Source organism: Variovorax sp. M-6 (genome assembly GCF_052114385.1).
Lineage (GTDB): Bacteria > Pseudomonadota > Gammaproteobacteria > Burkholderiales > Burkholderiaceae_C > Variovorax.
Genome location: NZ_JBFREQ010000004.1, coordinates 13469 through 37751 on the forward strand (window position 1 = coordinate 13469; position 24283 = coordinate 37751).

Annotated in this window: 22 protein-coding genes; 2 read left to right on the forward strand and 20 right to left on the reverse strand. The window is 67.0% G+C overall.

From position 1 onward, the window contains the following. Window positions 1-10 precede the first annotated feature (10 nt). The 20 genes from greA to rpsB all read right to left on the reverse strand — a co-directional run bounded on the left by greA (window position 11) and on the right by rpsB (window position 21410). Window positions 11-487, reverse strand: a complete 477-nt coding sequence (greA, locus tag AB4Z46_RS05935) for a transcription elongation factor GreA (protein ID WP_442282558.1) — start codon at window positions 485-487, stop codon at window positions 11-13. Between the two features lie 65 nt (window positions 488-552). Then, window positions 553-1422 (reverse strand): Kdo hydroxylase family protein, encoded by an 870-nt coding sequence (locus tag AB4Z46_RS05940; protein WP_442282559.1) that lies wholly within the window; start codon window positions 1420-1422, stop codon window positions 553-555. A gap of 158 nt (window positions 1423-1580) precedes the next feature. Continuing rightward, window positions 1581-4808 carry a carbamoyl-phosphate synthase large subunit gene (gene carB, locus AB4Z46_RS05945; protein WP_442282560.1) on the reverse strand — a complete coding sequence of 1076 codons (3228 nt, stop codon included), beginning with the start codon at window positions 4806-4808 and terminating at the stop codon, window positions 1581-1583. Next, window positions 4801-5985 carry a glutamine-hydrolyzing carbamoyl-phosphate synthase small subunit gene (gene carA / locus AB4Z46_RS05950; RefSeq protein WP_442282561.1) on the reverse strand — a complete coding sequence of 395 codons (1185 nt, stop codon included), beginning with the start codon at window positions 5983-5985 and terminating at the stop codon, window positions 4801-4803. The genes carB and carA overlap by 8 nt, the downstream gene beginning before the upstream one ends. 146 nt (window positions 5986-6131) lie before the next feature. Next, complete coding sequence (locus AB4Z46_RS05955) at window positions 6132-6911, reverse strand: TrmH family RNA methyltransferase (RefSeq protein ID WP_442282562.1); 780 nt, start codon at window positions 6909-6911, stop codon at window positions 6132-6134. Between the two features lie 124 nt (window positions 6912-7035). Further along, window positions 7036-7695 carry a ribonuclease HII gene (gene rnhB / locus AB4Z46_RS05960; protein WP_442282563.1) on the reverse strand — a complete coding sequence of 220 codons (660 nt, stop codon included), beginning with the start codon at window positions 7693-7695 and terminating at the stop codon, window positions 7036-7038. Next, on the reverse strand, window positions 7667-8815 hold the full coding sequence (lpxB, locus tag AB4Z46_RS05965) for a lipid-A-disaccharide synthase (protein ID WP_442282564.1): 1149 nt from the start codon (window positions 8813-8815) through the stop codon (window positions 7667-7669). The genes rnhB and lpxB overlap by 29 nt, the downstream gene beginning before the upstream one ends. Window positions 8816-8823: 8 nt before the next feature. Then, entirely contained in the window at window positions 8824-9612 is a 789-nt protein-coding gene (gene lpxA, locus AB4Z46_RS05970) for an acyl-ACP--UDP-N-acetylglucosamine O-acyltransferase (protein WP_442282565.1), read from the reverse strand. A gap of 13 nt (window positions 9613-9625) precedes the next feature. Beyond that, complete coding sequence (gene fabZ, locus AB4Z46_RS05975; RefSeq protein ID WP_442282566.1) at window positions 9626-10075, reverse strand: 3-hydroxyacyl-ACP dehydratase FabZ; 450 nt, start codon at window positions 10073-10075, stop codon at window positions 9626-9628. Beyond that, window positions 10072-11058 carry a UDP-3-O-(3-hydroxymyristoyl)glucosamine N-acyltransferase gene (gene lpxD, locus AB4Z46_RS05980; protein WP_442282567.1) on the reverse strand — a complete coding sequence of 329 codons (987 nt, stop codon included), beginning with the start codon at window positions 11056-11058 and terminating at the stop codon, window positions 10072-10074. The genes fabZ and lpxD overlap by 4 nt, the downstream gene beginning before the upstream one ends. Window positions 11059-11072: 14 nt before the next feature. Further along, window positions 11073-11603 (reverse strand): OmpH family outer membrane protein, encoded by a 531-nt coding sequence (locus tag AB4Z46_RS05985; RefSeq protein ID WP_442282568.1) that lies wholly within the window; start codon window positions 11601-11603, stop codon window positions 11073-11075. Continuing rightward, entirely contained in the window at window positions 11603-14011 is a 2409-nt protein-coding gene (gene bamA / locus AB4Z46_RS05990) for an outer membrane protein assembly factor BamA (protein ID WP_442282569.1), read from the reverse strand. Before bamA ends, AB4Z46_RS05985 begins: the two co-directional genes overlap by 1 nt. A 40-nt stretch (window positions 14012-14051) precedes the next feature. Beyond that, window positions 14052-15422, reverse strand: coding sequence for an RIP metalloprotease RseP (gene rseP, locus AB4Z46_RS05995; RefSeq protein WP_442282570.1), 1371 nt, complete (start codon window positions 15420-15422; stop codon window positions 14052-14054). A 24-nt stretch (window positions 15423-15446) separates the two neighbouring features. Further along, the gene (gene ispC / locus AB4Z46_RS06000) at window positions 15447-16634 is read right to left on the reverse strand and encodes a 1-deoxy-D-xylulose-5-phosphate reductoisomerase (protein ID WP_442282571.1); all 1188 of its coding nucleotides are present in this window, start codon (window positions 16632-16634) and stop codon (window positions 15447-15449) included. Next, window positions 16631-17476: a phosphatidate cytidylyltransferase gene (locus tag AB4Z46_RS06005; RefSeq protein WP_442282572.1), complete on the reverse strand. Its 846-nt coding sequence runs from the start codon at window positions 17474-17476 to the stop codon at window positions 16631-16633. Before AB4Z46_RS06005 ends, ispC begins: the two co-directional genes overlap by 4 nt. Before the next feature lie 4 nt (window positions 17477-17480). Next, on the reverse strand, window positions 17481-18221 hold the full coding sequence (gene uppS, locus AB4Z46_RS06010; RefSeq protein ID WP_442282573.1) for a polyprenyl diphosphate synthase: 741 nt from the start codon (window positions 18219-18221) through the stop codon (window positions 17481-17483). A 1-nt stretch (window position 18222) separates the two neighbouring features. Next, on the reverse strand, window positions 18223-18789 hold the full coding sequence (gene frr, locus AB4Z46_RS06015) for a ribosome recycling factor (RefSeq protein WP_442282574.1): 567 nt from the start codon (window positions 18787-18789) through the stop codon (window positions 18223-18225). 13 nt (window positions 18790-18802) lie between these two features. After that, window positions 18803-19525: a UMP kinase gene (pyrH, locus tag AB4Z46_RS06020; RefSeq protein ID WP_286367605.1), complete on the reverse strand. Its 723-nt coding sequence runs from the start codon at window positions 19523-19525 to the stop codon at window positions 18803-18805. Between the two features lie 93 nt (window positions 19526-19618). Next, a complete protein-coding gene (gene tsf / locus AB4Z46_RS06025) occupies window positions 19619-20542 on the reverse strand; it encodes a translation elongation factor Ts (RefSeq protein WP_442282575.1) in 924 nt (307 codons plus the stop codon). Window positions 20543-20654: 112 nt separating this feature from the next. After that, the gene (gene rpsB, locus AB4Z46_RS06030) at window positions 20655-21410 is read right to left on the reverse strand and encodes a 30S ribosomal protein S2 (RefSeq protein WP_442282576.1); all 756 of its coding nucleotides are present in this window, start codon (window positions 21408-21410) and stop codon (window positions 20655-20657) included. A gap of 215 nt (window positions 21411-21625) precedes the next feature. On the opposite strand from rpsB, the gene AB4Z46_RS06035 reads away from it, so the two are divergent. Both AB4Z46_RS06035 and AB4Z46_RS06040 read left to right on the forward strand, forming a co-directional pair. Continuing rightward, window positions 21626-22945, forward strand: a complete 1320-nt coding sequence (locus AB4Z46_RS06035) for an amidase (RefSeq protein ID WP_442282577.1) — start codon at window positions 21626-21628, stop codon at window positions 22943-22945. Window positions 22946-23015: 70 nt separating this feature from the next. After that, window positions 23016-24272, forward strand: a complete 1257-nt coding sequence (locus AB4Z46_RS06040) for a D-amino acid dehydrogenase (protein ID WP_442282578.1) — start codon at window positions 23016-23018, stop codon at window positions 24270-24272. Window positions 24273-24283: the final 11 nt, after the last annotated feature.

A 24283-nucleotide genomic window follows, 5' to 3' on the forward strand; every position in this document is an offset into this window, starting at 1 on the left:
GCAGCCCCGCTCAGAGGTAGCTGACGCCGACGATCTCGTAGCGCTTCACGCCGCCGGGCGCCTGCACCTCGGCCGTGTCGCCCTCTTCCTTGCCGATCAGCGCGCGCGCGATGGGGCTGGAGACGTTGATGAGGCCGAGCTTGAGGTCGGCCTCGTCCTCGCCGACGATCTGGTACTTCACGGCTTCGCCGGTCTTCTCTTCCTCGAGCTCGACCGTCGAGCCGAACACGACCTTGCCGCCCGCATCGAGCGCGGTCGGATCGATGACCTGGGCCGCCGACAGCTTGCCTTCGATGTCCTGGATGCGGCCTTCGATGAAGCCCTGGCGGTCCTTGGCCGCCTCGTACTCGGCGTTCTCGCTGAGGTCGCCCTGGGCGCGCGCCTCGGCGATCGAGTTGATGACCCACGGGCGGTCCACCGTCTTGAGCCGTTGCAGTTCTTCGCGCAACTTCTCTGCGCCGCGCTTGGTGATGGGGATGGTTGCCATTTCGTTGCTCCAGAAAGCGAAACCGCCGAACGCTGCCGTTCGGCGGTCGAAGGGAGAAAAAAAGTTCAGACGAGCGTGCGTCCGGTCAGCCGGCTCAGGATCGCGAGCGGGCTCGAATCGGGATTGTATTGCCTCGCGGCGGGCAGATGCAGGGTCTGCTCGAGCATGTACTGGCCCGACATCACGGCGTGCGAGGTCTGGTCCGAGAAGCAGACCCATACCGATCCGGCCGGAAACGGCACGGTCTGCTGCTCGCACTTTTCCTGGTAGTCCAGGTCGGACTTCATGCCGTCGTGCAGCTGCAGCATCAGGTGGTCGTACTCGCTGCGCAGCGACTTGGTCACGCGCAGCGTGCGAAGCATCCTGGCCTGCCAGCGCGAATAGGGCTTGGCGCGCGGCAGGAAGCGCTTCGCGACCGTCTCGAAGGGCTCGCCGACCCGCCAGACGCGCGGGGCGCCCTGCGGATTGACATTGGTGAACACGCGCAGGATGCGCTCGCCGTAGTTGGGACGCGAGGGGAAGGAATCGACATGCAGCCGGCGGTCGTCGGCGCGCCACGACTGGACCCGTGTCTCGACCTGGGCCGGCCGGTAGCTGGTCGGCGCCAGCCGCAGCGCCGGCACGTAGTGCGGCAGCAGCCCGTGGATCAGCTGCTGCGCCTGGGTGCGGAAGCGCCCGACCATCGCCGCCACCGCGCGCTGCCGGGCCTCGTCGCCCGCCACGCCCTTGATGCGCCCATTGGCATCGAGACTGATGTTGCGCACGTCGGGAGACAGCACCGTGGGCGTCAGCAGGGCCTGCTCTTCGGGCAGCAGGTCGAAACCCAGCCGCGGGAAGTACAGCACCTTGCCGGCCTCGAGCGCAGCGATCCACGCCTCGTTCGGCGTGGCCGCGCTCCAGTCGTGAAGGTCAAGCTCTACGAGCTGCGTGTCCATGCAAAGTCTCCTTTGATGCGATTCTGTGCTCACCCGGCCCGCAAGGCCCTGCGCTCGATCAAGGGCGAGCGCAGCGAACCGGCATTGCCGGCCCGCTGGCGTCGCCGCCGGCAGGGGATGGGCGCCCGACACGAAGTACGGGCCACCTGGGAGCGAGCTCAGTGCTCAAGCAACTGTTCATGCATTTCCTGGATCGAGATCACGCCGAGCTCGTCCATGTGCTGCATGCCTTCGACCGCCGCTTCGGCGCCAAAAATGGTCGTGAACGTGGTCACGCGGGCCAGCAGCGCCGAGGTGCGGATCTGGCGCGAGTCGGCGATCGCGTTGCGGCGCTCCTCCACCGTGTTGATGACCAGCGCGATCTCGTTGTTCTTGATCATGTCGACGATGTGCGGACGGCCCTCGGTCACCTTGTTGACCACCGCGCAGGCGATGCCCGCGGCACCGATCGCCGCGGCCGTGCCCTTGGTCGCGATCAGCACGAAGCCCAGCTTCGCGAGCCCGCGCGCGACTTCGACCGCGCGCGCCTTGTCGTTGTTCTTGACCGAGATGAACACACGGCCCGACTTGGGCAGGATGGTGCCGGCGCCGATCTGCGACTTCACGAAGGCTTCGCCGAAGGTCTTGCCCACGCCCATCACCTCGCCGGTGGACTTCATCTCGGGGCCGAGGATGGTGTCCACGCCCGGGAACTTGACGAACGGGAACACGGCTTCCTTGACGCTGAAGTACGGCGGCGTGACTTCCTTCGTCACGCCCTGCGACTTCAGCGACTGGCCGGCCATGCAGCGGGCCGCGACCTTGGCCAGCTGGATGCCGGTCGCCTTGCTCACGAAGGGCACGGTGCGCGACGCACGCGGGTTCACTTCGAGCACGTAGATCACGTCCTGGCCGTCCCTCTCCTGGATCGCGAACTGCACGTTCATGAGGCCGACCACGTTCAGTGCCTTGGCCATGGCGGCGCTCTGGCGCTTGAGTTCGGTGATCGTCTCGGCCTTCAGACTGTAGGGCGGCAGCGAACAAGCCGAGTCGCCCGAGTGCACGCCGGCCTGCTCGATGTGTTCCATCACGCCGCCGATCAGCGTCGTGCCCTCGGCATCGCGCAGGCAGTCGACGTCGCATTCGACCGCGTCGTTGAGGAAGCGGTCGAGCAGCACCGGCGAATCGTTGCTGACCTTGACCGCCTCGCGCATGTAGCGCTCGAGGTCGCGCTGCTCGTGGACGATCTCCATCGCGCGGCCGCCGAGCACGTAGCTCGGGCGCACCACCAGCGGGTAGCCCAGCGCGGCCGCCTTCTCGAGGGCCTCGGGTTCGGTGCGCGCGGTGGCGTTCGGCGGCTGGCGCAGGCCGAGTTCGTGCAGCAGCTTCTGGAAGCGCTCGCGGTCTTCGGCGGCGTCGATCATGTCCGGGCTGGTGCCGATGATCGGCACGCCGTTGGCTTCCAGGTCGAGCGCGAGCTTGAGCGGCGTCTGGCCGCCGTACTGCACGATCACGCCGGTCGGCTTTTCCTTGTCGACGATCTCGAGCACGTCCTCGAGCGTCAGCGGCTCGAAGTACAGGCGGTCGCTGGTGTCGTAGTCGGTCGAGACGGTCTCGGGGTTGCAATTGACCATGATGGTCTCGTAGCCGTCCTCGCGCATCGCGAGCGCGGCATGCACGCAGCAGTAGTCGAACTCGATGCCCTGGCCGATGCGGTTCGGGCCGCCGCCGAGCACCATGATCTTCTTGTTGGTCGTCGGCGCGGATTCGCACTCGTCCTCGTAGGTCGAGTACATGTAGGCGGTGTTGGTCGCGAACTCGGCCGCACAGGTGTCGACCCGCTTGTAGACCGGACGCACGCCCAGCGCGCGGCGCTTCTCGCGGATCGCGGTGTCGGTGGTCTTCAGCTGGCGCGCCAGGCGGCGATCGGAGAAGCCCTTCTTCTTCAGCGCAAGCAGGGTGTCCTTGTCGATCTCGTCGAGCGACTTGGTTTCCAGCTCGAGCTCGATCTTCACGATTTCCTCGATCTGCACCAGGAACCACGGATCGATCTTGGTCAGCGCGAAGACCTCGTCGACGCTCAGGCCCATCGCGAAGGCATCGCCGACGTACCAGATGCGGTCGGGGCCGGGCTCGCCGAGCTCCTTCTCGAGCACCTCGCGATCCTGGGTCTTCTCGTTGAGGCCGTCGACGCCGACTTCGAGCCCGCGCAGCGCCTTCTGGAACGACTCCTGGAAAGTGCGGCCCATGGCCATCACCTCGCCGACCGACTTCATCTGCGTGGTCAGGCGCGAGTCGGCCTGCGGGAATTTCTCGAAAGCGAAGCGCGGGATCTTGGTGACCACGTAGTCGATGCTGGGCTCGAAGCTCGCGGGCGTGGCGCCGCCCGTGATCTCGTTGCGCAGTTCGTCGAGCGTGTAGCCGACGGCGAGCTTGGCCGCGACTTTGGCGATCGGGAAGCCGGTCGCCTTCGACGCCAGCGCCGAAGAACGCGACACGCGCGGGTTCATCTCGATCACGACCATCCGGCCGTCCTTCGGGTTGATCGAGAACTGGACGTTCGAGCCACCGGTGTCGACGCCGATCTCGCGCAGCACGGCCAGCGAGGCATTGCGCAGGATCTGGTACTCCTTGTCGGAAAGGGTCTGGGCCGGCGCCACCGTGATCGAGTCGCCGGTGTGCACGCCCATCGGGTCGAGGTTCTCGATCGAGCAGACGATGATGCAGTTGTCGGCCTTGTCGCGCACGACTTCCATCTCGTACTCTTTCCAGCCGAGCAGCGATTCTTCGATCAGCAGCTCGTTGGTCGGCGAGGCTTCGAGGCCGCGCTTGCAGATGGTCTCGAATTCTTCCGGGTTGTAGGCGATGCCGCCGCCGGTGCCGCCGAGCGTGAAGCTCGGGCGGATCACGACGGGGAAGCCGACCGTCTTCTGCACGGCCCAGGCCTCGTCGAGCGAATGGGCGATGCCCGAACGCGCCGAACCGAGGCCGATCTTGGTCATCGCATCCTTGAACTTCAGGCGGTCCTCGGCCTTGTCGATGGCTTCGGGCGTGGCGCCGATCAGCTCGACCTTGTACTTGTCGAGCACGCCGTTGCGCCAGAGGTCGAGCGCACAGTTGAGCGCGGTCTGGCCGCCCATGGTCGGCAGGATCGCGTCCGGGCGCTCCTTGGCGATGATCTTCTCGACCGTCTGCCAGGTGATCGGCTCGATGTAGATGACGTCGGCCGTGGCCGGGTCGGTCATGATCGTCGCCGGATTGCTGTTGATCAGGATGACCTTGTAGCCCTCCTCGCGCAGCGCCTTGCAGGCCTGCACGCCGGAGTAGTCGAACTCGCAGGCCTGGCCGATGATGATCGGGCCGGCGCCGATGATGAGGATGCTCTTCAGATCTGTGCGCTTAGGCATTCTTCTGTCCTTCTTTGTGACTTTGCATGAGTGCCGTGAAGCGATCGAACAGGTAGCCGATGTCGTGCGGCCCGGGCGAGGCCTCGGGGTGGCCCTGGAAGCAGAAAGCCGGTTTGTCGGTGCGCGCCAGACCCTGCAGCGTGTTGTCGAACAGGCTGATGTGGGTGGGCCGCAGGTTGGCGGGCAAGGTCTTCTCGTCCACCGCGAAGCCGTGGTTCTGGCTCGTGATGCTGACGCGGCCGTTGTCCAGGTCCTTCACGGGATGGTTGGCGCCGTGGTGGCCGAACTTCATCTTGAAGGTCTTGGCGCCCGAGGCCAGCGCCATGATCTGGTGGCCCAGGCAGATGCCGAAGGTCGGGATGCCGGTTTCGATCAGCTCCTTCACCGCCGAGATCGCATAGTCGCAAGGCTCCGGGTCGCCCGGGCCGTTGGCCAGGAAGATGCCGTCCGGGCGCAGCTTGAGCACATCGGCCGCCGGCGTCTGCGCCGGCACCACCGTGATGCGCGCGCCGCGCTGGGCGATCATCCGCAAGATGTTCTTCTTGACGCCGTAGTCGAAGGCCACGACATGGAACTTGGGCGTGATCTGCACGCCGTAGCCCGAACCCAGCTTCCACTCGGTCTGCGTCCACTCGTAGGTTTCCTTGACCGACACCACGCGGGCGAGGTCGAGGCCGGCCATGCTGGGCGCGGCCTTGGCGGCAGCCACGGCCTTGTCGATCAGCGCCTGGGTGACGGTTTCACCTTCGGCCAGGCCGAGGATGCAGCCGTTCTGGGCGCCGTTGGTACGCAGGTGGCGCGTCAGCTTGCGGGTGTCGATGTCGGCAATGGCGACCGTGTTGCCGCCCACCAGGTATTCGGTCAGCGTGGCGGTCTTGCGGAAGTTGGACGCGACCAGCGGCAGGTCCTTGATGATCAGGCCGGCGGCGTGGATCTTGTCGGCCTCGATGTCTTCCTCGTTGACGCCATAGTTGCCGATGTGCGGGTACGTGAGGGTCACGATCTGCTGGCAATAGCTCGGGTCGGTCAGGATTTCCTGGTAACCGGTCATGGCGGTGTTGAACACCACTTCGCCGGTCGTGACGCCGGTGGCGCCGATCGAGTTGCCGAGAAAGACCGTGCCGTCTGCAAGCGCCAGGATGGCGGGCGGGAATTTTCCCTTGAGAGACAAAAGCACTGGGATCTCCGGATGGATGACGCCCAAAGCGAACCCAAGTCGTCAAGAAATGTGACCGTGGGCTGCGACTTTCGTCGAGGAGTTGGCTTGCGTGCGCTGAGGGCGGGGTGTGAGCGGGAAAGCCCTTGATTATAACCGTGAGCGGCCTACGAATCCGCCCCGGCAGCACTTGCATACAAGCAGATCGCGGCGGCGGCGGCGACGTTCAGCGACTCCTCGCCGCCCGGCTGCGCGATGCGCACGTGGCGGGATGCCTTGGCCTCCAGGGCGGCCGAGACCCCCTGCCCTTCGTGCCCCATCAGCCAGGCGCAGGGAAACGGCAGCCGGGTGCGATGCAGCCAGTCGCCGCGGTGCGAGCTGGTGGCAATCCAGGGCACCGCGAGGGCGTCCAGGGCGTCGATTTCCACGCCTTCGATCAGCCGCAGGCCGAAGTGGGCCCCCATGCCGGCACGCAGCACCTTGGGCGCCCACAGCGCCGCCGTGCCCTTGAGCGCCACCACCTGGGTGAAACCGAAGGCCGCGGCACTGCGCAGGATCGAGCCGACGTTGCCGGCGTCCTGCAGGCGGTCGAGCACCACGGTCGGCGCCGTCGGCTCGACCGCGGGCCGGGCCGGCAGGTCGAGCACGAAGCCCATCGGTGCCGGCGATTCGAGCCCGCTGACGCCTGCCAGCAGCGCGTCGGCCAGCACCACGGTCTTGGCGGCCGCGCCGGCCCATTCGTGGCGCGCCGCCGGCCAGAGCGATTCGGCGAACACCGCGACCGCCGGCCGCACGCCGCGCTCGCGGGCGGCGCGGCACAGGTGGTCGCCTTCGACCCAGACGCGTCCGCTCTTGCGGTAGGCACCCGGGTCATGGGCGAGCTTGCGCAGTTCCTTGAGCAGCGGGTTGTCCCTGGAAGTGACGTGGCTGACGTCGTCGACGCTCATCGGGATACCTTCGTGCTTCGCACGGCGGTGCGAGCTTGCTTGGGGCGGCCCGGCGCGGCGCATTGACGAACCTCCGTGCTTCGCACTGCGGTGCGAGCTTGCTTGGGGCGGCCCGGCGCGGCGCTCATGCGCTGCTCCCGCCAAGGCCGGACGCCGGATCGGCCGCCCGCGCCAGCGCCGCGGCGACCGGGCTGAAGGAGCGGCGATGGTGCACGCAGGCACCGTGGCGCAGCAGCGCCTCGAGATGCTCGGGCGTGCCGTAGCCCTTGTGGCCGGCAAAACCGTACTGCGGGAACTCGGCGTGCAGGTCCGCGCAGAGCCGGTCGCGGTGCACCTTGGCCAGGATCGAGGCGGCCGAGATCGCTTTGACCCGCGCGTCGCCCTTGACGATCGCCTCGGCCAGCACGCTGAGCGTGGGCAACCGGTTGCCGTCGACCAGTACCTTGACCGGCTTCAGCCGCAGGCCCTCGACCGCGCGCCGCATCGCCAGCATGGTCGCCTGCAGGATGTTGTGGGTGTCGATCTCCTCGACGCTGGCCTGCGCGACCGAGCAGCACAGGGCCTTGGCCAGGATCTGGTCGTGGAGGCGCTCGCGCTGCAGCGCGGTGAGCGTCTTCGAGTCGGCCAGGCCGCGGATCGGCCGCTGGTCGTCGAGGATCACGGCCGCGGCCACCACCGGACCGGCCAACGGACCGCGGCCCGCTTCGTCGACGCCGGCCAGCAGCCCGGGGCCGTCCCAGACCAACCGGGCCTGCTCAGCCTTCAAGAACTTTCTGGATCGCATCGGCGCACAGTGTCGGCGTATCGCGCAGCAATTCTGCGTGCATCGCGCAAAAACGTTGTTGCAAGGCGTGAACCCTGTCCGGCGAAGCGAGCCAAGCCAGCGTGGCCTCGGCCAGCGCCTGGGGCGTTGCGGCATCCTGCAGCACCTCGGGCACCACGAACTCGCCGCTGAGGATATTGGGCAGACCGACCCAGGGCTGCAACTGCTTGCGCCGCATCACCAATCGCCAGGTCAGCGGGTTCACGCGGTAGGAGATCACCATCGGCCGCTTGAAGAGCGCCGCCTCCAGCGTGGCGGTTCCGCTGGCGATCAGCGTGACGTCGCAAGCCGCCAGCGCAGTGTGGGAGCGGCCGTCGAGCAGCGTCACCCGGCCCGCCAGGCCGCTGGCCTGCAGCACTTGTTCCATCTCGGCCCGGAGGTTCGGCAGCACCGGGCAGATGAAGCGCAGCCCGGGCCGTGATTTCAGCATCAGGGCCGCGGCTTCGAAGAACAAGGCCGCCAAGTGACGCAGCTCCGAGCGCCGGCTGCCGGGCAGGATGGCGACCACCTGGGCCTGAGGGTCCAGCCCGAGCGCCGCGCGTGCAGCCTCACGGTCGGGCGCCATCGGGATCACCTTGGCCAGCGGATGGCCGACGTAGCTCGCGGCAATGCCGTGTTTCTCGAGCAAGGCAGGCTCGAACGGGAAGATGCACAGTACGTGGTCGGCGGCTGCGCGCAGCTTCACGACCCGCTCCGGCCGCCAGGCCCAGATCGAGGGGCAGACGAAATGCGCCGTCTTGAGGCCGCGCGCGCGCAGGCCGGCTTCCAGGTCGAGGTTGAAATCCGGCGCATCGACGCCGATGAAGATTTCTGGCGACTCGCGCAGCAGCCGGGCGCGCAACTGGCGTCGGATGCCGGCGATCTCGGCATAGTGCCGCAGCACTTCGACATAGCCGCTGACCGCCAGCTTCTCCTGGGGCCACCAGGTTTCGAAGCCCCGCGCCAGCATCTGCGGGCCGCCGATGCCGACCGCCTTCATCGCCGGCCAGCGGGCCTGCAGGCCGTCGAGCATCAGGCCGGCCAGCAGGTCGCCCGAGGCCTCGCCGGCGACCAGCGAAAACTGCCGCTGCGTTTCAGGCATGCGACGACTTAGCGCGCGATGCCGCGCGTGGCGCCGGCGAGAAATTCACTCATCATCGCGACGTCGGGCGCCGATTCAGGCATCTCGACAGCGAGTGCCTCGATCGCGGTGCGCGCCTCATCCAGCGTCTTGCCCTGGCGGTACAGGAGCCGGTGCATCTGCTTCACCGCCGCGATCCGGGCCGGCGAAAACTCCCGGCGGCGCAAGCCGATCACGTTGAACCCGCGCACGGCGAGAGGATTGCCGTCCACCAGCATGAAGGGCGGCACGTCCTGCGTGACCGCACTGGCAAAACCGAGCATCGAATGGGCGCCGACCGACACGAACTGGTGGATGCCGGTCAGTCCGCCCACTGTCACCCAGTCCGCCAGGTGCACGTGGCCGGCCAGCGTCGTGTTGTTGGAGAGCGTGGTGTGGTCATCGACGCGGCAGTCATGCGCGATGTGCGTGTAGGCCATGATCCAGTTGTCGTGGCCCACCCGCGTCACGCCGCCCGCCCCGGGCACGCCGATATTGAAGGTGCAGAACTCGCGGATCGTGTTGCGATCGCCGATGATCAGTGCGGTGGGCTCGCCGGCGTATTTCTTGTCTTGCGGCTCCGCGCCCAGCGATGCGAACTGGAAGATCCGGTTGTCGCGGCCGATGGTGGTCCGGCCCTCGATCACGCAGTGCGCGCCGATCGTGGTGCCGGCGCCGATCCGAACGTGCGGGCCGATCACGGCATAGGGGCCGACACTGACCGTCGGGTCGAGTTCGGCCCGAGGGTCGACGATCGCAGTCGAATGAATCAGGGTCATGCCGAGCGCGGATTCAGCTGATTTGGCGCATGGCGCACATCAAGGTGGCTTCGCAGGCCAATTCGGTGCCGACCATCGCGCGGCCCTTGAACTTGGAGATACCGGCCTTCATGCGCTCGATCTCGACTTCGAGGATGAGCTGGTCGCCGGGCTCGACCGGCCGCTTGAAGCGCGCACCGTCGATCGCCGCGAAGTAGTAGATGGTGTTGTCGTCGGGAACGATGTCGAGCGAGCGGAACGACAGCAGGGCCGCGGCCTGCGCCATCGCCTCCAGCATCAACACCCCCGGCATGACCGGGCGATGCGGAAAGTGGCCGTTGAAGAACGGCTCGTTCATGGTCACGTTCTTGAGTGCCGTGATGCGCTTGCCCTTCTCCATGTCGAGCACGCGGTCCACCAGCAGGAACGGGTATCGGTGCGGAAGCAGCTTGAGGATTTCGTGAATATCGATCGTCGTCGTCATTGTTTGGGGTCCTGCTTCGTCATTTTTTCCAGGGCCTTCAGCCGGTCCCGCAGACTGTGCAATTGCTTGAGAGTGGCGGCGTTCTTTTCCCAGGCGGCATTGTCGTCGATGGGAAACACGCCTGTGTACTGGCCGGGCTTGAGAATGGATCGCGTCACCAGCGAGGTCGACGAGATGTGCACGTGGTCGGCGATCGTGAGATGGCCCAGCACGCCGGCCCGGCCGCCGAAGGTGCAGTAGGCCCCGATGGTGGCGCTGCCGGCGACCGCAACGCAGCCCGCCATGGCGGTGTGCTTGCCGATGCGCACGTTGTGGCCGATCTGGATCAGGTTGTCGAGCTTGACGCCGTCTTCGATCACCGTGTCATCGAGCGCCCCGCGATCGATGCAGGTGTTGGCGCCGATCTCGACGTCGTCGCCGATGCGCACCGCCCCGAGCTGCTCGATCTTCACCCAGGCGCCCTCGTGCGGCGCCAGGCCGAAGCCGTCGGCACCGATGACCACCCCCGGATGCAGCAGGCAGCGCGCGCCGATCACGCAGTTCTCGCTGACGGTCACGTTCGACTTGAGCACGGTGTCGGCGCCGATGCGGACGCCGCGCTCGATCACGCACAGCGCGCCGATGCGGGCGCTGGGGTCGACCGATGCTTCCGGATCGATCACGGCGCTCGGGTGGATGCGCTGCGCCTCGGGCCTGGCGTGGGACTTCTTCCAGAGCTGGGTGAGCCGCGCGAAGTAAAGGTAGGGATCGGGCGTCTCGATGAAGGCCCCGCGTGCGGCCGCCGCTTCGCGCATGGACGGTGCAACGATCACGCAGCCGGCGCGGGACGCAGCCAGTTCCTTCTGGTACCGGGGATTGCTCAGGAACGCGATCGCGTCGGCCTGCGCCGTCGCCAGCGGCGCCAGCCGCTCGATCGAAAGCCCGGAATCGCCCTGGAGTTCACCTCCGAGGGCTTCAACGATTGCGCCTAACCGCAGTGCCACGCCGATAGACGGCGCTACTTGCCGCCGGCCGAGGTCGACGCGTTGAGCGCCTTGATCACCTTCTCGGTGATGTCGTGCTTGGGGTTGATGTAGATCGCCTCCTGGAGGATCGCGTCGTACTTTTCAGCCTCGGCCACCTGCTTGACCACGCGGTTGGCGCGCTCGTAGACCTGCTGCAGTTCCTCGTTCTTGCGCGCGTTCAGATCTTCCTGGAATTCGCGACGGCGACGCTGGAAGTCGCGATCCTGGTCGACCAATGCCCGCTGGCGCGTCGCGCGCTGGCTTTCGGACAGCGTCGGCGCCTCGCGCTCGAACTGCTCGGAGGCCGCCTTGAGCGCCGCGCCCTGTGCCGTCAGATCCTTTTCCCGCTTGAGGAACTCGGCCTCCAGCTTGGCCTGGGCAGCTTTCGCCGGCTGCGCTTCGCGCAGCACCCGGTCCGGATTGACAAAACCGATGCGGAAGCTTTCCTGCGCATGGACGGGCATCGCCGCGGCCATGAAAACGGGAACGAGCAGCGCACCGGCGGCACGGAACAGTGGAGTCATTAGAAGGTGGTTCCGATCTGGAATTGCAGGCGTTGGATTCTATCCTCCGGGATTTGCTGGCTGATATCTTCCTTCTGATACACGACCGGGAAGGCGTAGGCCAGCCGCAGCGGGCCCAGCGGCGAGATCCAGCTGATGCCCAGGCCGACGGATGCGCGCAGCTTCTTGATCGAATCCCATTGCGCATCGGTCGACCATGGCGTGCGGTCGCCGAACACGTTGCCGACGTCGAGGAAGGTGTAGAGGCGCAGCGTGCGGTCATTGCCGGCACCCGGGAACGGCGTGTTCAGTTCGGCGTTGAAGATCGCCTTCTTGGTACCGCCGAGTGCGGCGCCTTCGGTCTGGCCGATCAGCGGGATGTCGCGCGGGCCGAGCGAGTTCTGCTCGAAGCCGCGAACCGAGCCCAGGCCACCGGCGTAGAAGTTCTTGAAGATGGGGTATTCCTGGCCGCCGTAGGCCTTGGCATAGCCCACATCGCCGTTGATCGCGAAGGTGTACTGCTTGTTGAGCGGGAAGAACTGCTGGTACTGGTAGCTGGTCTTGTAGTACTTCATGTCCCCGCCGACGCCGACCTCGAGGTTGGCGCGCTGCAGGACACCGCTGGTCGGGACCAGCGCGCTGTCGCGGTTGTCGCGGGCCCACCCGACGGTCAGCGGAATGCCCCAGACCGAGGGATTGCCGCAGTACAGGAGGACCCCGCCGCTGCTCGTGACGCAACCGAAGTAGCGCTGGTAGGAACTGGGCGTATAGCCCGCGAGCGAGGAGCCCGGGTCGAAGCGGTAGCGTTCCAGTCCGGCGCCGAAGAAGACCGTATCGCGTTCGCTGAAGGGCACGCCGAATCGGATGGTCGCGCCTTCGTTGCTCAGCCTGTAGTTGCCGTCGATGTTGCTGAAGTACGGCTGGGTCGTGGTCGTGTAGATGCTGAAGCTGCGCGAGATCCCTTCCTTGGTGAAGTAGGGATCCGTGGTGACCAGCGACAGCGTGCGGTTGTACTTGCTGGTGTTGACCTGCACGCCCAGATAGTTGCCCGAGCCGAACACGTTTTCCTGCGAGATACCGAAGGTCAGGCTGACCTTTTCCGCGCTTGAGAAGCCGGCGCCCAGCTGCAGCGAGCCGGTCGGCTTCTCGGTCACCGCGATCGTCAGGTCGACCTGGTCGGGCACGCCCGGCACTTCCTGCGTATCGACCGTGACTTCGGTGAAGAAGCCCAGACGGTCGACGCGGTCGCGCGACAACTTGATCTTGTCGCCGTCGTACCAGGAAGCCTCGTACTGGCGGAATTCGCGCCGGATCACTTCGTCGCGCGTGCGGTTGTTGCCGCCGATGGCGACGCGCCGCACATAGACGCGGCGCTCGGGCTCGGCGTTCAGCGTCAGCGCCACCCGGTTGGTGGTGCGGTCGATCTCGGGCGTGGCCTGCACGCGCGCGAAGGCATAGCCGAAGGAGCCGAAATAATCGGAGAAGGCCTTGGTCGTCTGGGTGACCTGCTCGGCGTTGTAGGGCTCGCCGGGCTTGATCTCGACGAGCGTCTTGAACTCTTCCTCGCGGCCGAGGTAGTTGCCGTCCAGCTTCACGCCGGAGACCACGAACTTGTCGCCTTCGCTGATGTTGACCGTGACCGACAGATCCTGCCGGTCCGGCGAGATCGCGACCTGCGTCGAGTCGATGCGGAACTCGAGGTAGCCACGCGTGAGGTAGTAGGAGCGCAGCGTCTCGAGGTCGGCGTTGAGCTTGGCCCGCGAGTATTGGTTGGACTTGGTGTACCAGCTGAGCCAGCCGCCGCTGTCCTGGTCGAACAGGCTCAGAAGGGTCGACTCGCTGAAGTCCTTGTTGCCGGCGATGTGCACTTCGCGAATGCGAGCCGGCTCGCCTTCGGTCACGGTGAACGTCAGGTTGACACGGTTGCGCTCGATCGGCGTGACCGTGGTCACCACTTGGGCGTTGTAGAGGCTGCGGCTGACGTACTGGCGCTTGAGCTCCTGCTCGGCGCGATCGGCCAGCGCTTTGTCGTAGGGGCGTCCGTCGGCCAGGCCGACCTCGCGCAGCGCCTTCTGCAAGGCAGCCTTCTCGAATTCCTTGGCGCCGACGAAATCGACGTCGGCGATGGTCGGCCGCTCCTCGACGATCACCACCAGCACGTTGCCGTTGACGTCGATGCGCACGTCCTTGAACAGGCCCAGATCGAACAGCGCCCGGATCGCCGCCGACCCACGCTCGTCGTTGTAGGTGTCGCCCACGCGCAATGGCATCGAGGCGAAGATCGTCCCCGGCTCGACGCGCTGCAGACCTTCGACCCTGATGTCGCGAACGGTGAAAGGCTCGACCGCCCAGGCTGCCGTGGCCGCCAGCGCACTGGCCACTACCGCGGCAACGCTGCGCAGGCGAAAGCGACTGAATGTTGTGTTCATCTGTGAATTGAGCCAGAGCCGGAAAGGGCTGGCGGATAAGTTAACCAAAGAGCCGCGTGACGTCGTTGAAGAGTGCGATCGACATCATGACCAGCAGCAGCGCGACACCGCCGCGCTGAAACCTTTCCATCCAGGCGTCGGAAACGCTCTTGCCGGTCAGGCCCTCCCAAAGATAATACATCAGGTGTCCCCCATCGAGGACCGGCAGCGGCATGAGGTTCAGCACGCCCAGACTGACGCTGATCAGCGCCAGGAACACCAGGTACTGGGTCAGGCCGAGGCTGGCGGATTTGCCTGCGTAGTCGGCGATCGTGAGGGGTCCGCTGAGGTTCTTGAGCGAGGCCTCGCCGATCAGCATCTTGCCCATCATGCGCACCGTGAGTGCCGACACCTCCCAAGTGCGGACCACACCGCGCCAGAGACCGTCGACCACGCCCTGGCGCACCAGCACCATCTCGGGCGGCGCGCCGACGTAGGCACCGATGCGGCCCACCTTGCCGGCCGCTTCCTCGCGGACCTCGGGCGTGACCTCGATCCGCAGCGTCTGTTCGCCCCGTTCGACCCGCCAGGCCTGCGTGCGCGGCTGGTCGCCATCGATCGAGGCGCGGATCGTCTCGCGCAGCTGCTGGCCATCGACGATCGGCGTCGTGCCGACGGCGCGCACCAGGTCGCCGTTGCGCAGGCCGGCGCGCTCGGCGGCGCCGCCCGGCATCACTTCGCCGATCTCGGGACGGGTCATCGGCGTGACGACACCGATCTTGCGGAACATCTGCGCATCCGCGTCCTTGGCTTCGACGCGGCTCAGCGGCAGCACCAGTTCGCGCGCCGGCCGGCCGCCCTCGCCCGCGATCTCCAGCGTGAGGTCGCGGCCATCGAGCGCACCGCGCGTCATGCGCCAGCGCAGATCCTCGAAGGACTGCACGGCTTCGAGTTCGCCGTCGAAGCCGGCTCGCGTGACGCGTTCGCCGCCCTGCAGCCCCGCGCGCTCGGCGAGCGATGCGGCCACCGGCCGGGCCAGCGTCGCAGTAGGTTCCTGGACGCCGATCCAGTTGACCAGCGTGTAGAGCACGACAGCCAGCAGCAGGTTGGCGATCGGCCCGGCCGCGACGATCGCGGCGCGCGAGCGCAATGGCTGGGTGTTGAAGGCGCGGTGGCGATCTTCGGGCGGCACCGGAGCTTCGCGCTCGTCGAGCATCTTCACGTAGCCGCCCAGCGGGAAGGCACCGATCACGAACTCGGTGTTCTGGCCCGGATGCTGGCGTTTGGGCTGCCAGCGATAGAGCGTCTTGCCGAAGCCGACCGAGAAGCGCAGCACCTTGACCCCGCAGGCGACCGCGACCCGGTAGTGGCCGTATTCGTGCACCGCGATCAGCAGGCCGAGTGCGACGACGAAGGCAACGACTGTGAGCATCGGTTTCCCCGGGGATTGAGAAGGTCAGACCGCGAAACGAAGCGCGGCGGCACGGGCCGCGGCACGGGCGCTGGCATCCAGCGCCAGCAGATCCGCGAGCGATGAAGGCTTGGAGGGCCTGACCTTCGCCAAAGTTTCCAGATTCACCGCATGAATGCGATCGAAGCGCAGCCGACGCTCGAGAAAGGCCTCGACCGCCACTTCATTGGCGGCATTCAGGACCGCGGTGGTGCCGGGCGCCGCGCGAAGGGCTTGCCACGCGAGATGCAGGCCCGGAAAACGCACTTCGTCGGCGGCTTCGAAGGTGAGCGCCGCCAGCGAAGCGAAATCCAGTCTGCCGGCCCCGCTCTCGATGCGTTCCGGCCAGGCGAGCCCGGAGGCGATCGGGACCCGCATGTCCGGCGTGCCCAGCTGCGCGATCACCGACGAGTCCCGGAACTGCACCATCGAATGGATGATCTGCTGCGGATGGATCACCACCTTGACCTGATCGGGCGTCAGGTCGAACAGCCACCGGGCCTCGATGACCTCGAGTGCCTTGTTCATCATGGTGGCCGAATCGACCGAGATCTTGCGCCCCATGGAAAAATTCGGATGCGCGCAGGCCTGATCGGGCGTGATTTCGGCCAACGTCCGCGGATCGCGCAGACGGAACGGCCCGCCCGACGCGGTCAGCAGCACATGATCGACCCGCTCGGCCCAGGTGCTCCGGTCCTCCGGCAGGCATTGGAAGATCGCCGAATGCTCGCTGTCGATCGGCAGCAGCGTCGCCCCGCCCTCGTGCACCGTGCGCATGAACAGCTCGGCACCGACCACCAGCGCCTCCTTGTTGGCCAGCATCAGGCGCTTGCCGGCGCGGGCCGCCGCGAGGCAGGGGCCGAGCCCGGCCGCGCCGACGATGGCCGCCATCACGGCATCGGTTTCCTCGTGCGAGGCGATGTCGTCGAGCGCACCGTCGCCACTCAGGACCCGCGTTGGCAAGCCGTTCTGCGCCAGCTTGTCGGCCAGCATCGCGGCGTGCGGCGCGCTCGCCATCACCGCGAACTTCGGCAAGAAGCGCGCGCATTGGGCGAGCATGTCGTCGACCTTGGTCGCCGCCGACAGGGCGAAGACCTCGAAGCGCCCGGGATGACGCGCGATCACATCGAGCGTGCTGACGCCGACGGAGCCGGTCGAGCCGAGCACCGTGACACGTTGTCTGACTGAATTCATAGGAAGGCCAGCATCATGGCGATCGGCAGCGTCGGCAGCAGCGCGTCGATCCGGTCGAGCACGCCGCCATGGCCGGGCAACAGGGCGCTGCTGTCCTTGGCGCCCGCGCTGCGCTTGATCAACGACTCGACCAGGTCGCCGACCACGCTCATCGCCGCCAGGAACACCACCCCGAGCAGGAGCAGCCACCAGCCGCGCTCGGCCAGCAGGCTGTACAGGCTGGCGACCCTGGACTGAGCCGCTGCATCGCCCCAGACCCAGGCCAGCGCCAGCACCAGCACGCCGGCCATGCCACCCCAGACACCTTCCCAGCTCTTGCCTGGGCTGATGGTCGGTGCGAGCTTGCTGCGGGTGAACTTGAGACCGAAGGCTCGGCCGGTGAAATACGCGAACACGTCGGCGACCCAGACCAGCACCAGGATCGACAGCAGGAAATTGATGCCGACCATTCGCGCCTGCACGGCCGCCAGCCAGGCGACCCACAGCGCCAGCAGACCGCCCACCAGGCGCAGCCCTTTGGGCACGCGCGGCCAGCCCGGCACCGCGACGCGCAGCAGCGCGGCGCCGCCGAGCACCCAGGCTGCGCTGGCCGCGATCCAGACCCCCAGCAGCGAGCCTTGCAGCAGGCCCAGCCACCAGGACAGCGCGCACAGCAACACCATCTCGGCGCCGAGAAACAGCGACATGCGCGGGCCGTAGTCGTTGAGGCGGCCCCACTCCCAGGCAGCAGCGCCGATCAGCGCCAGCATCACGCAGGCAAAGGGCACATGCGAGGGATAGAAGAGCGCGGGCAGCAGGATCGCCAGCAGGACGATCGCAGTGATGATGCGTTGTTTGAGCATGCGCTCAGGCGACTCGCTGATCGGGAGACTTGCCGGTCTCGACGACCTGCGCGGAAGTCTGGCCGTAGCGGCGCTCGCGGCGCTGGAAGGCGGCGATCGCATCGTCGAGGGCGGCCTCGTCGAATTCGGGCCACAGGCGATCGCTGAAGAACAGCTCGGCGTAGGCGCTCTGCCAGAGCAGGAAGTTCGAAAGCCGCTGCTCGCCGCCGGTGCGGATGAACAGGTCGGGGTCGGGCACGTGCGCCAGCGCCATGGCGGCGTCGAGGTTGGCCTCGGTCAGCGGCTCGCCGCGCGCGGCCAGCTGGGCCGCGGCACGGGCGATGTCCCAGCGGCCGCCGTAGTTGAAACAGACATTGAGCACCAGCCGGCTGTTGTGGGCCGTCGCCGCCTCGGCCTGGACCAGGCCCGCGATCATCTTCTCGGACAGTCCGCCGCGCTCGCCGATGAAGTGCAGCCGCACCCCGTCCTGGCTCAGCCTCGGCACCTCGCGGCCCAGCGCGCCGACCATCAGGTCCATCAGGCCGGAAACTTCCTCGACCGGACGATTCCAGTTCTCCGACGAGAAAGCGAACACGGTCAGCACCGCGATGTTGCGGGCCACGCAGGCCTTGACACAGCGCCGCAGCGACTCCACACCCTGCTTGTGCCCCGCGACGCGGGGCAGGAAGCGGCGCGTCGCCCAGCGGCCGTTGCCATCCATGACGATGGCAATGTGATGGGGAACCGGCGGCGCGCTCTGCTTCATGTCAGACCGCCATGATCTCGGCTTCCTTGGCGGTCACCAGGCGATCGATCTCGCCGATGTGGCGGTCGGTGACCTTCTGGATCTCGGCTTCGGCGCGCTTCTGGTCGTCTTCCGAGGCCAGCTTGTCCTTGACCAGCTTCTTGATGGCGTCGTTGGCGTCGCGGCGCAGGTTGCGGGTCGCGATCTTGGCGCTCTCGCCTTCGTTGCGCACCAGCTTGGTCATCTCCTTGCGGCGCTCCTCGCTCATCGCCGGCAGCGGCACGCGGATCAAGTCGCCCATCGAGGCCGGGTTCAGGCCCAGGTCGCTCTCGCGGATGGCCTTCTCGATCTTGGCGCCCATGCCCTTTTCCCAGGGCTGGACACTGATGGTGCGCGAATCGAGCAGCGACACGTTGGCCACCTGCGACAGCGGCACGGTCGAGCCGTAGTAGTCGACATGGATCGAATCCAGCAGCGCGGGGTTGGCGCGGCCGGTGCGGATCTTGGTCAGGTTGTTCTGGAAGGCGGCGAGCGACTGGTTCATCTTGACGTCGGTCGCGCTGCGGATTTCTGCAATGGTGGTGGTCATGGGTTCATTCTCCTCAAGCGTGCACGAGGGTGCCTTCGTCCTCGCCCATCACGACGCGCTTGAGCGCGCCGTTCTTGAAGATCGAGAACACCTTGATCGGCAGGTTCTGGTCGCGGCACAGCGCGAAGGCCGTAGCGTCCATGATGCCGAGGTTCTGTGCAATGGCTTCGTCGAAGCTCAGGTTGGTGTAGCGTGTGGCGCTCGGGTCCTTCTTGGGGTCGGCGGTGTAGACACCGTCGACCTTGGTGGCCTTGAGCACCAGTTCGGCGCCGATCTCGGCACCGCGCAGCGCGGCGGCGGTGTCGGTCGTGAAAAAGGGGTTTCCGGTACCGGCCGCGAAGATCACGACCTTGCCTTCCTCGAGGTACTGCAAGGCCTTCGGCCGCACGTAGGGCTCGACCACCTGCTCGATCGCGATCGCCGACATCACGCGGGCGATCAGGCCCTGCTTGTTCATCGCGTCGGCCAGCGCCAGCGCATTCATCACCGTGGCCAGCATGCCCATGTAGTCGGCGGTGGCACGGTCCATGCCGACGGAGCCTCCCGCGACACCGCGGAAGATATTGCCGCCGCCGATCACGACCGCCACCTCGACCCCCATGTTCACGACCTCGGCCACCTCGCCGACCATGCGGACGATGGTGGCGCGGTTGATGCCGAAGGCGTCGTCGCCCATCAACGCCTCGCCCGACAGCTTCAACAAGATTCGCTTGTGGGCTGGGCGGGCTTCAGGCATGGATGGTTCCTTTGGGGTGAGCGGGGGCGAGTGTAAAACGTGACTGTGAAAAAGCGGCAGCGCGTCACGTGCGCTGCCGCCCTGCGGCGTGACTCAGGCCGCAGCCTTGGCGGCCGCGACCTGCGCCGCCACTTCGGCCGCGAAGTCGTCGACCTTCTTCTCGATGCCTTCGCCGACCACGTAGAGCGTGAAGCCCTTGATGGACGTGTTGGCGGCCTTGAGCATCTGCTCTACGGTCTGCTTGTCGTTCTTCACGAAAGCCTGGTTGTGCAGCGAGACTTCCTTGAGGTACTTCTGCACGCCGCCTTCGATGCGCTTGGCGACGATGTCGGCCGGCTGCGGCTGCTTGCCCGCGGCTTCGGCGACCTTGCGGTCTTCCTCGGCCTTGCCGGCGGCAACCGCGCGCTCTTTCTCGATCAGGTCGGCAGGCACGTCGGCGCTGGAGATCGCCACCGGCTTCATGGCGGCGATGTGCATCGCGACGTCCTTGGCCGAAGCGTCGTCACCCTCGAACTCGACCATCACGCCGATGCGGGTGCCGTGCAGGTAGGAGGCCAGCTTGCCGTTGCCGGCGAAGCGCTTGAAGCGGCGGAAGCTCATGTTCTCGCCGATCTTGCCGATCAGGCCCTTGCGCACGTCTTCCAGCGTCGGGCCGAAACCGTCCTGCTCGTAGGCCAGCGCACCCAGCGCGGCGAGGTCGGCMGGATTGTTCTTGGCGACCAGCATCGCGGCGGCGTTGGCCATGGCGAGGAAGCTGTCGTTCTTGGTGACGAAGTCGGTTTCGCAGTTGATCTCGATCATCGCGCCGGCATCGCCGTCGACGAAAGCGGTGACCACGCCTTCGGCCGTGACGCGCCCGGACGCCTTGCCGGCCTTGTTGCCGAGCTTGATGCGCAGCAGCTCTTCGGCCTTGTCCATGTTGCCTTCGGCTTCGGTCAGGGCCTTCTTGCACTCCATCATCGGGGCGTCGGTCTTTGCGCGCAGCTCGCCGACCATGCTTGCGGTGATTGTTGCCATCTCGTGTACTCCGTTCGGTTTGTCAGTGGCGGTCGCCGCACCGGCGCCCGCGAAAATCAGATTAAAAAAAAGGGGCAACGAAGCCCCTTCTTCAGGCTCTTGCGAGCGCGAATCAGGCCGAAGCGCCCTCTTCGACTTCGACGAACTCGTCGGAATTGCCTTCGGCCACGGCCTTGACCACGTCGTTGACGGCGCTGGAGCGGCCTTCGATGATCGCGTCGGCAATGCCGCGGGCGTACAGCGTGACGGCCTTCGACGAGTCGTCGTTGCCCGGGATCACGTAGTCGATGCCTTCAGGCGAGTGGTTCGAGTCGACCACGCCGATCAGCGGGATCCCGAGCTTCTTGGCTTCGGCCACGGCGATCTTGTGGAAGCCCACGTCGATCACGAAGATGGCATCGGGCAGCGCGGTCATGTCCTGGATGCCGCCGATGTCCTTTTCGAGCTTCGCGATTTCGCGCGAGAAGGTCAGCTGCTCCTTCTTGCTCAGGCTGTCGAGGCCGGCTTCCTGCTGGGCCTTCATGTCCTTCAGACGCTTGATCGAGGTCTTGACGGTCTTGAAGTTGGTCAGCATGCCGCCGAGCCAGCGGGTGTCGACGAAAGGCACGCCGGCGCGGCGGGCTTCGGCAGCCACGATCTCGCGGGCCTGGCGCTTGGTGCCGACCATCAGGATGGTGCCGCGGTTGGCGGTGAGCTGCTTGGCGTACTTCATCGCATCCTGGAACATCGGAAGCGACTTTTCCAGGTTGATGATGTGGATCTTGTTGCGATGGCCGAAGATGAACGGGGCCATCTTGGGGTTCCAGAAGCGGGTTTGGTGGCCGAAATGGACACCGGCTTCCAGCATTTCGCGCATGGTGGTCGACATAGAAATAACTCCAAAGGTTGGGTCTAAAATCCAGCCCGTTTTGTGTACTTTTCCATTGAAAGAAAAGGCGCACAACACCTTGAATGGGCTGGTTTGCGGATGCGTCTCGCTCGAACGACGGCCTGGCTTTTGCTCGGCTTTTGCCGCTGGGCGAAACCCAAGGAGTATAGCACGCACCGCCCCTGGCATCCCCTCCCCCACCCGCCACTCTCACCATGCGCCCAGACCTGCACGCCACCCGCCTCGCCCTGCTGGCGACCTCCTCCGACGCGCGCACCGAAATGGAGCACAGCATCGCGACCGCAGCCTCGCCGGCCTGCGAGCACACGTTCACCCGCACCCTGTTCGACGAGGCGCGACGGGAAGCCGCCGCCGCCGCGCCCGGTCAGCGCCTCGCCGGGCTGGCGTTTTCGGTCAAGGACCTGTTCGACGTCGCCGGCCAGCCCACGCCTGCCGGCTCGGTGGTGCTGGCCCACGCACCGGCGGCCCGGGCCGATGCGGTCGCGGTGGCGCGCCTGCGGGCGGCCGGCGGCGCCCTGCTGGGACGCACCAACATGACCGAATTCGCCTTTTCCGGGGTCGGCGTCAACCCGCACCACGGCACGCCAGCCAATTTCGGCGATCCCGGCACGCCGCGCATTCCGGGCGGCTCGTCCTCCGGCGCCGCGATTTCGGTGGCCAGCGGCGCGGCCTTCATCGGCCTGGGCTCCGACACGGGCGGCTCGATCCGCATCCCGGCCGCGCTCAACGGCATCGTCGGCTTCAAGAGCACCGCACGGCTGGTGCCGGCGGATGGCGCCCTGCCCCTGTCGACCACCCTGGACACCGTCTGCGCCATGACGCGCTCGGTCCGCGATGCGGTCACGGCGCACGAAATCCTCGCCGCACGGCGGGTCACGCCCGGCGCTGCGCCACTGTCGGCCTACCGCCTGGCCGTCGCCCGGAACCTGTTTCTGGACGACCTCGATCCCGTGGTCGCGAAGGCTTTCGAGCGGACCCTGAGCAGGCTTGGCGAAGCCGGCGCCCGGATCGAGGAGATCGACCTGCCGGCGCTGGCCGACCTGCCCGCCATCAACGCCACCGGCGGGTTTTCGGCCGCCGAAGCCTACGCCTGGCACCGCCTGCTGCTGGAGCGCAGCGGCGCGGGCTACGACCCGCGCGTGGCGCAGCGCATCCTCAAGGGCGCGACCATGAAGGCGCACGAGTACATCGACCTGATCAACGCCCGCCGCAGCTGGATTCGGCGCATGGAGCAGGCGATCGAGCCGTTCGACGCCGTGCTGTCGCCGACCGTGCCGATCACCGCGCCGACCATCGCCAGCGTGGCGCCCGGCGAGGCGCGCGACGAGGCCTTCTTCCGCATCAACGGCCTGCTGCTTCGCAATCCCGCGGTGGTCAACATGCTCGACGGCTGCGCGCTGTCGCTGCCCTGCCATGCGGCGGGCGAGTTGCCGGTCGGCCTGATGCTCTGGCATGCCGCCCTGCACGACGACGCGGTTCTGGCCGTCGCACTGCAGGCCGAGCGGGCGCTATAACTATAAAGTCCACAGGGTCGCTGCGCCTTCCGGGGCCGCCGACTCACACATTTCACCGCAAAAGAAACGAATGAAAATCGCGATCGTGGGAGCCGGGATCATCGGCGTCACCACTGCATGGGAGCTGGCCTCGGACGGCCACGAGGTGGTGGTCTTCGAGCGCCGCGGCGCCGCCGCCGAGGAGTCGAGCTTCGCCAACGCCGGTGTGGTCGCCCCCGGCTACGTCACTCCCTGGGCTGGCCCCGGCATGCGCGGCAAGGTGCTGCGCTCGCTGCTGTCGACGCATGGCGCCGTCAAGCTGCGCTGGCCGCTGTCGTCCCGGGACCTGGGCTTCATGGCGCGCTGGCAGCGCGCCTGCAAGCTCGAGACCTACCTGGCCAACCGCTCCCGCATGCAGCGGCTCGCCTTCTACAGCCGCAACCGGCTGCATGCCGTCACGCAAGCCTGCGAGCTCGAGTACGAGCGCAGCGACGGCTACCTCGTGCTGCTGCGTTCCAAGCGCGAGAGGAAGCTGGTTCAGGCCGGGCTCGAATTGCTGCGCGCCGCCGGCAGCAGCTTTCGCGAGATCGATGCCGACGAGGCCCGCAAGATCGAACCAGCCCTGAGCACCGACACCGCGCTGGCCGGCGCCATCCATCTGCCGGACGACGAGGTGGCCAACTGCCGGCAGTTCGCGCTGCTGCTGAAGTGGGAGGCCGAGGCACTGGGCGCCCAGTTCCACTTCAACTGCGACCTGGCGCCGATGAGCCGGTCGGCGCCGACCGCCCTGTCGCTGGCCGCCGGCTCCGAGGCACACCGCTTCGACGCGGTGGTGGTCTGCGCCGGGGTCGACTCGGCCAGATTGCTGAAACCGCTGGGTCTGCGCATTCCGCTGGCGCCGGTCTACGGCCACTCGGTCAGCGCCAATATCCGGGAACCGCTCAACGCACCGCGCAGCGCCGTGATGGACGAGCGCTACAAGGTGGCGATCTCGCGGCTTGGCCTGCGCGTGCGGGTGGCCGGAAGCGCCGAGCTCGGCGGCTCCCAGACCATCATCAACCCGGCATCGCTGCAGACGCTCTACAAGGTGCTGCACGACTGGTTCCCGGGCGCCGCGACGCTGCGCTCCGGCGTGCAGCAATGGAAGGGCGCGCGCCCGATGCTGCCGGACGGCCCACCGATCATCGGCGCGAGCGGCGTGCCTGGCGTCTGGCTCAACCTCGGCCACGGCTCGAGCGGCTGGGCGCTGTCCTGCGGCAGCGCCCGGGTCGTGGCCGACCTCATTGCCGGCCGGGACGCCGGCATCGACCTCGAGGGGCTCGGCATCGAGCGCCTGCTCCAGCACTGATGCCTCCGCGC

Coding starts and splice junctions, on each gene's coding strand:
- rnhB (WP_442282563.1), bottom strand. CDS start 7,695: ATGCGATCCAGAAAGTTCTTGAAGGCTGAGCAGGCCCGGTTGGTCTGG.
- lpxB (WP_442282564.1), bottom strand. CDS start 8,815: ATGCCTGAAACGCAGCGGCAGTTTTCGCTGGTCGCCGGCGAGGCCTCG.
- AB4Z46_RS05985 (WP_442282568.1), bottom strand. CDS start 11,603: ATGACTCCACTGTTCCGTGCCGCCGGTGCGCTGCTCGTTCCCGTTTTC.
- rseP (WP_442282570.1), bottom strand. CDS start 15,422: ATGCTCACAGTCGTTGCCTTCGTCGTCGCACTCGGCCTGCTGATCGCG.
- uppS (WP_442282573.1), bottom strand. CDS start 18,221: ATGAAGCAGAGCGCGCCGCCGGTTCCCCATCACATTGCCATCGTCATG.
- AB4Z46_RS06005 (WP_442282572.1), bottom strand. CDS start 17,476: ATGCTCAAACAACGCATCATCACTGCGATCGTCCTGCTGGCGATCCTG.
- greA (WP_442282558.1), bottom strand. CDS start 487: ATGGCAACCATCCCCATCACCAAGCGCGGCGCAGAGAAGTTGCGCGAA.
- pyrH (WP_286367605.1), bottom strand. CDS start 19,525: ATGCCTGAAGCCCGCCCAGCCCACAAGCGAATCTTGTTGAAGCTGTCG.
- ispC (WP_442282571.1), bottom strand. CDS start 16,634: ATGAATTCAGTCAGACAACGTGTCACGGTGCTCGGCTCGACCGGCTCC.
- AB4Z46_RS06035 (WP_442282577.1), top strand. CDS start 21,626: ATGCGCCCAGACCTGCACGCCACCCGCCTCGCCCTGCTGGCGACCTCC.
- lpxA (WP_442282565.1), bottom strand. CDS start 9,612: ATGACCCTGATTCATTCGACTGCGATCGTCGACCCTCGGGCCGAACTC.
- fabZ (WP_442282566.1), bottom strand. CDS start 10,075: ATGACGACGACGATCGATATTCACGAAATCCTCAAGCTGCTTCCGCAC.
- AB4Z46_RS05955 (WP_442282562.1), bottom strand. CDS start 6,911: ATGAGCGTCGACGACGTCAGCCACGTCACTTCCAGGGACAACCCGCTG.
- carB (WP_442282560.1), bottom strand. CDS start 4,808: ATGCCTAAGCGCACAGATCTGAAGAGCATCCTCATCATCGGCGCCGGC.
- rpsB (WP_442282576.1), bottom strand. CDS start 21,410: ATGTCGACCACCATGCGCGAAATGCTGGAAGCCGGTGTCCATTTCGGC.
- bamA (WP_442282569.1), bottom strand. CDS start 14,011: ATGAACACAACATTCAGTCGCTTTCGCCTGCGCAGCGTTGCCGCGGTA.
- AB4Z46_RS06040 (WP_442282578.1), top strand. CDS start 23,016: ATGAAAATCGCGATCGTGGGAGCCGGGATCATCGGCGTCACCACTGCA.
- AB4Z46_RS05940 (WP_442282559.1), bottom strand. CDS start 1,422: ATGGACACGCAGCTCGTAGAGCTTGACCTTCACGACTGGAGCGCGGCC.
- frr (WP_442282574.1), bottom strand. CDS start 18,789: ATGACCACCACCATTGCAGAAATCCGCAGCGCGACCGACGTCAAGATG.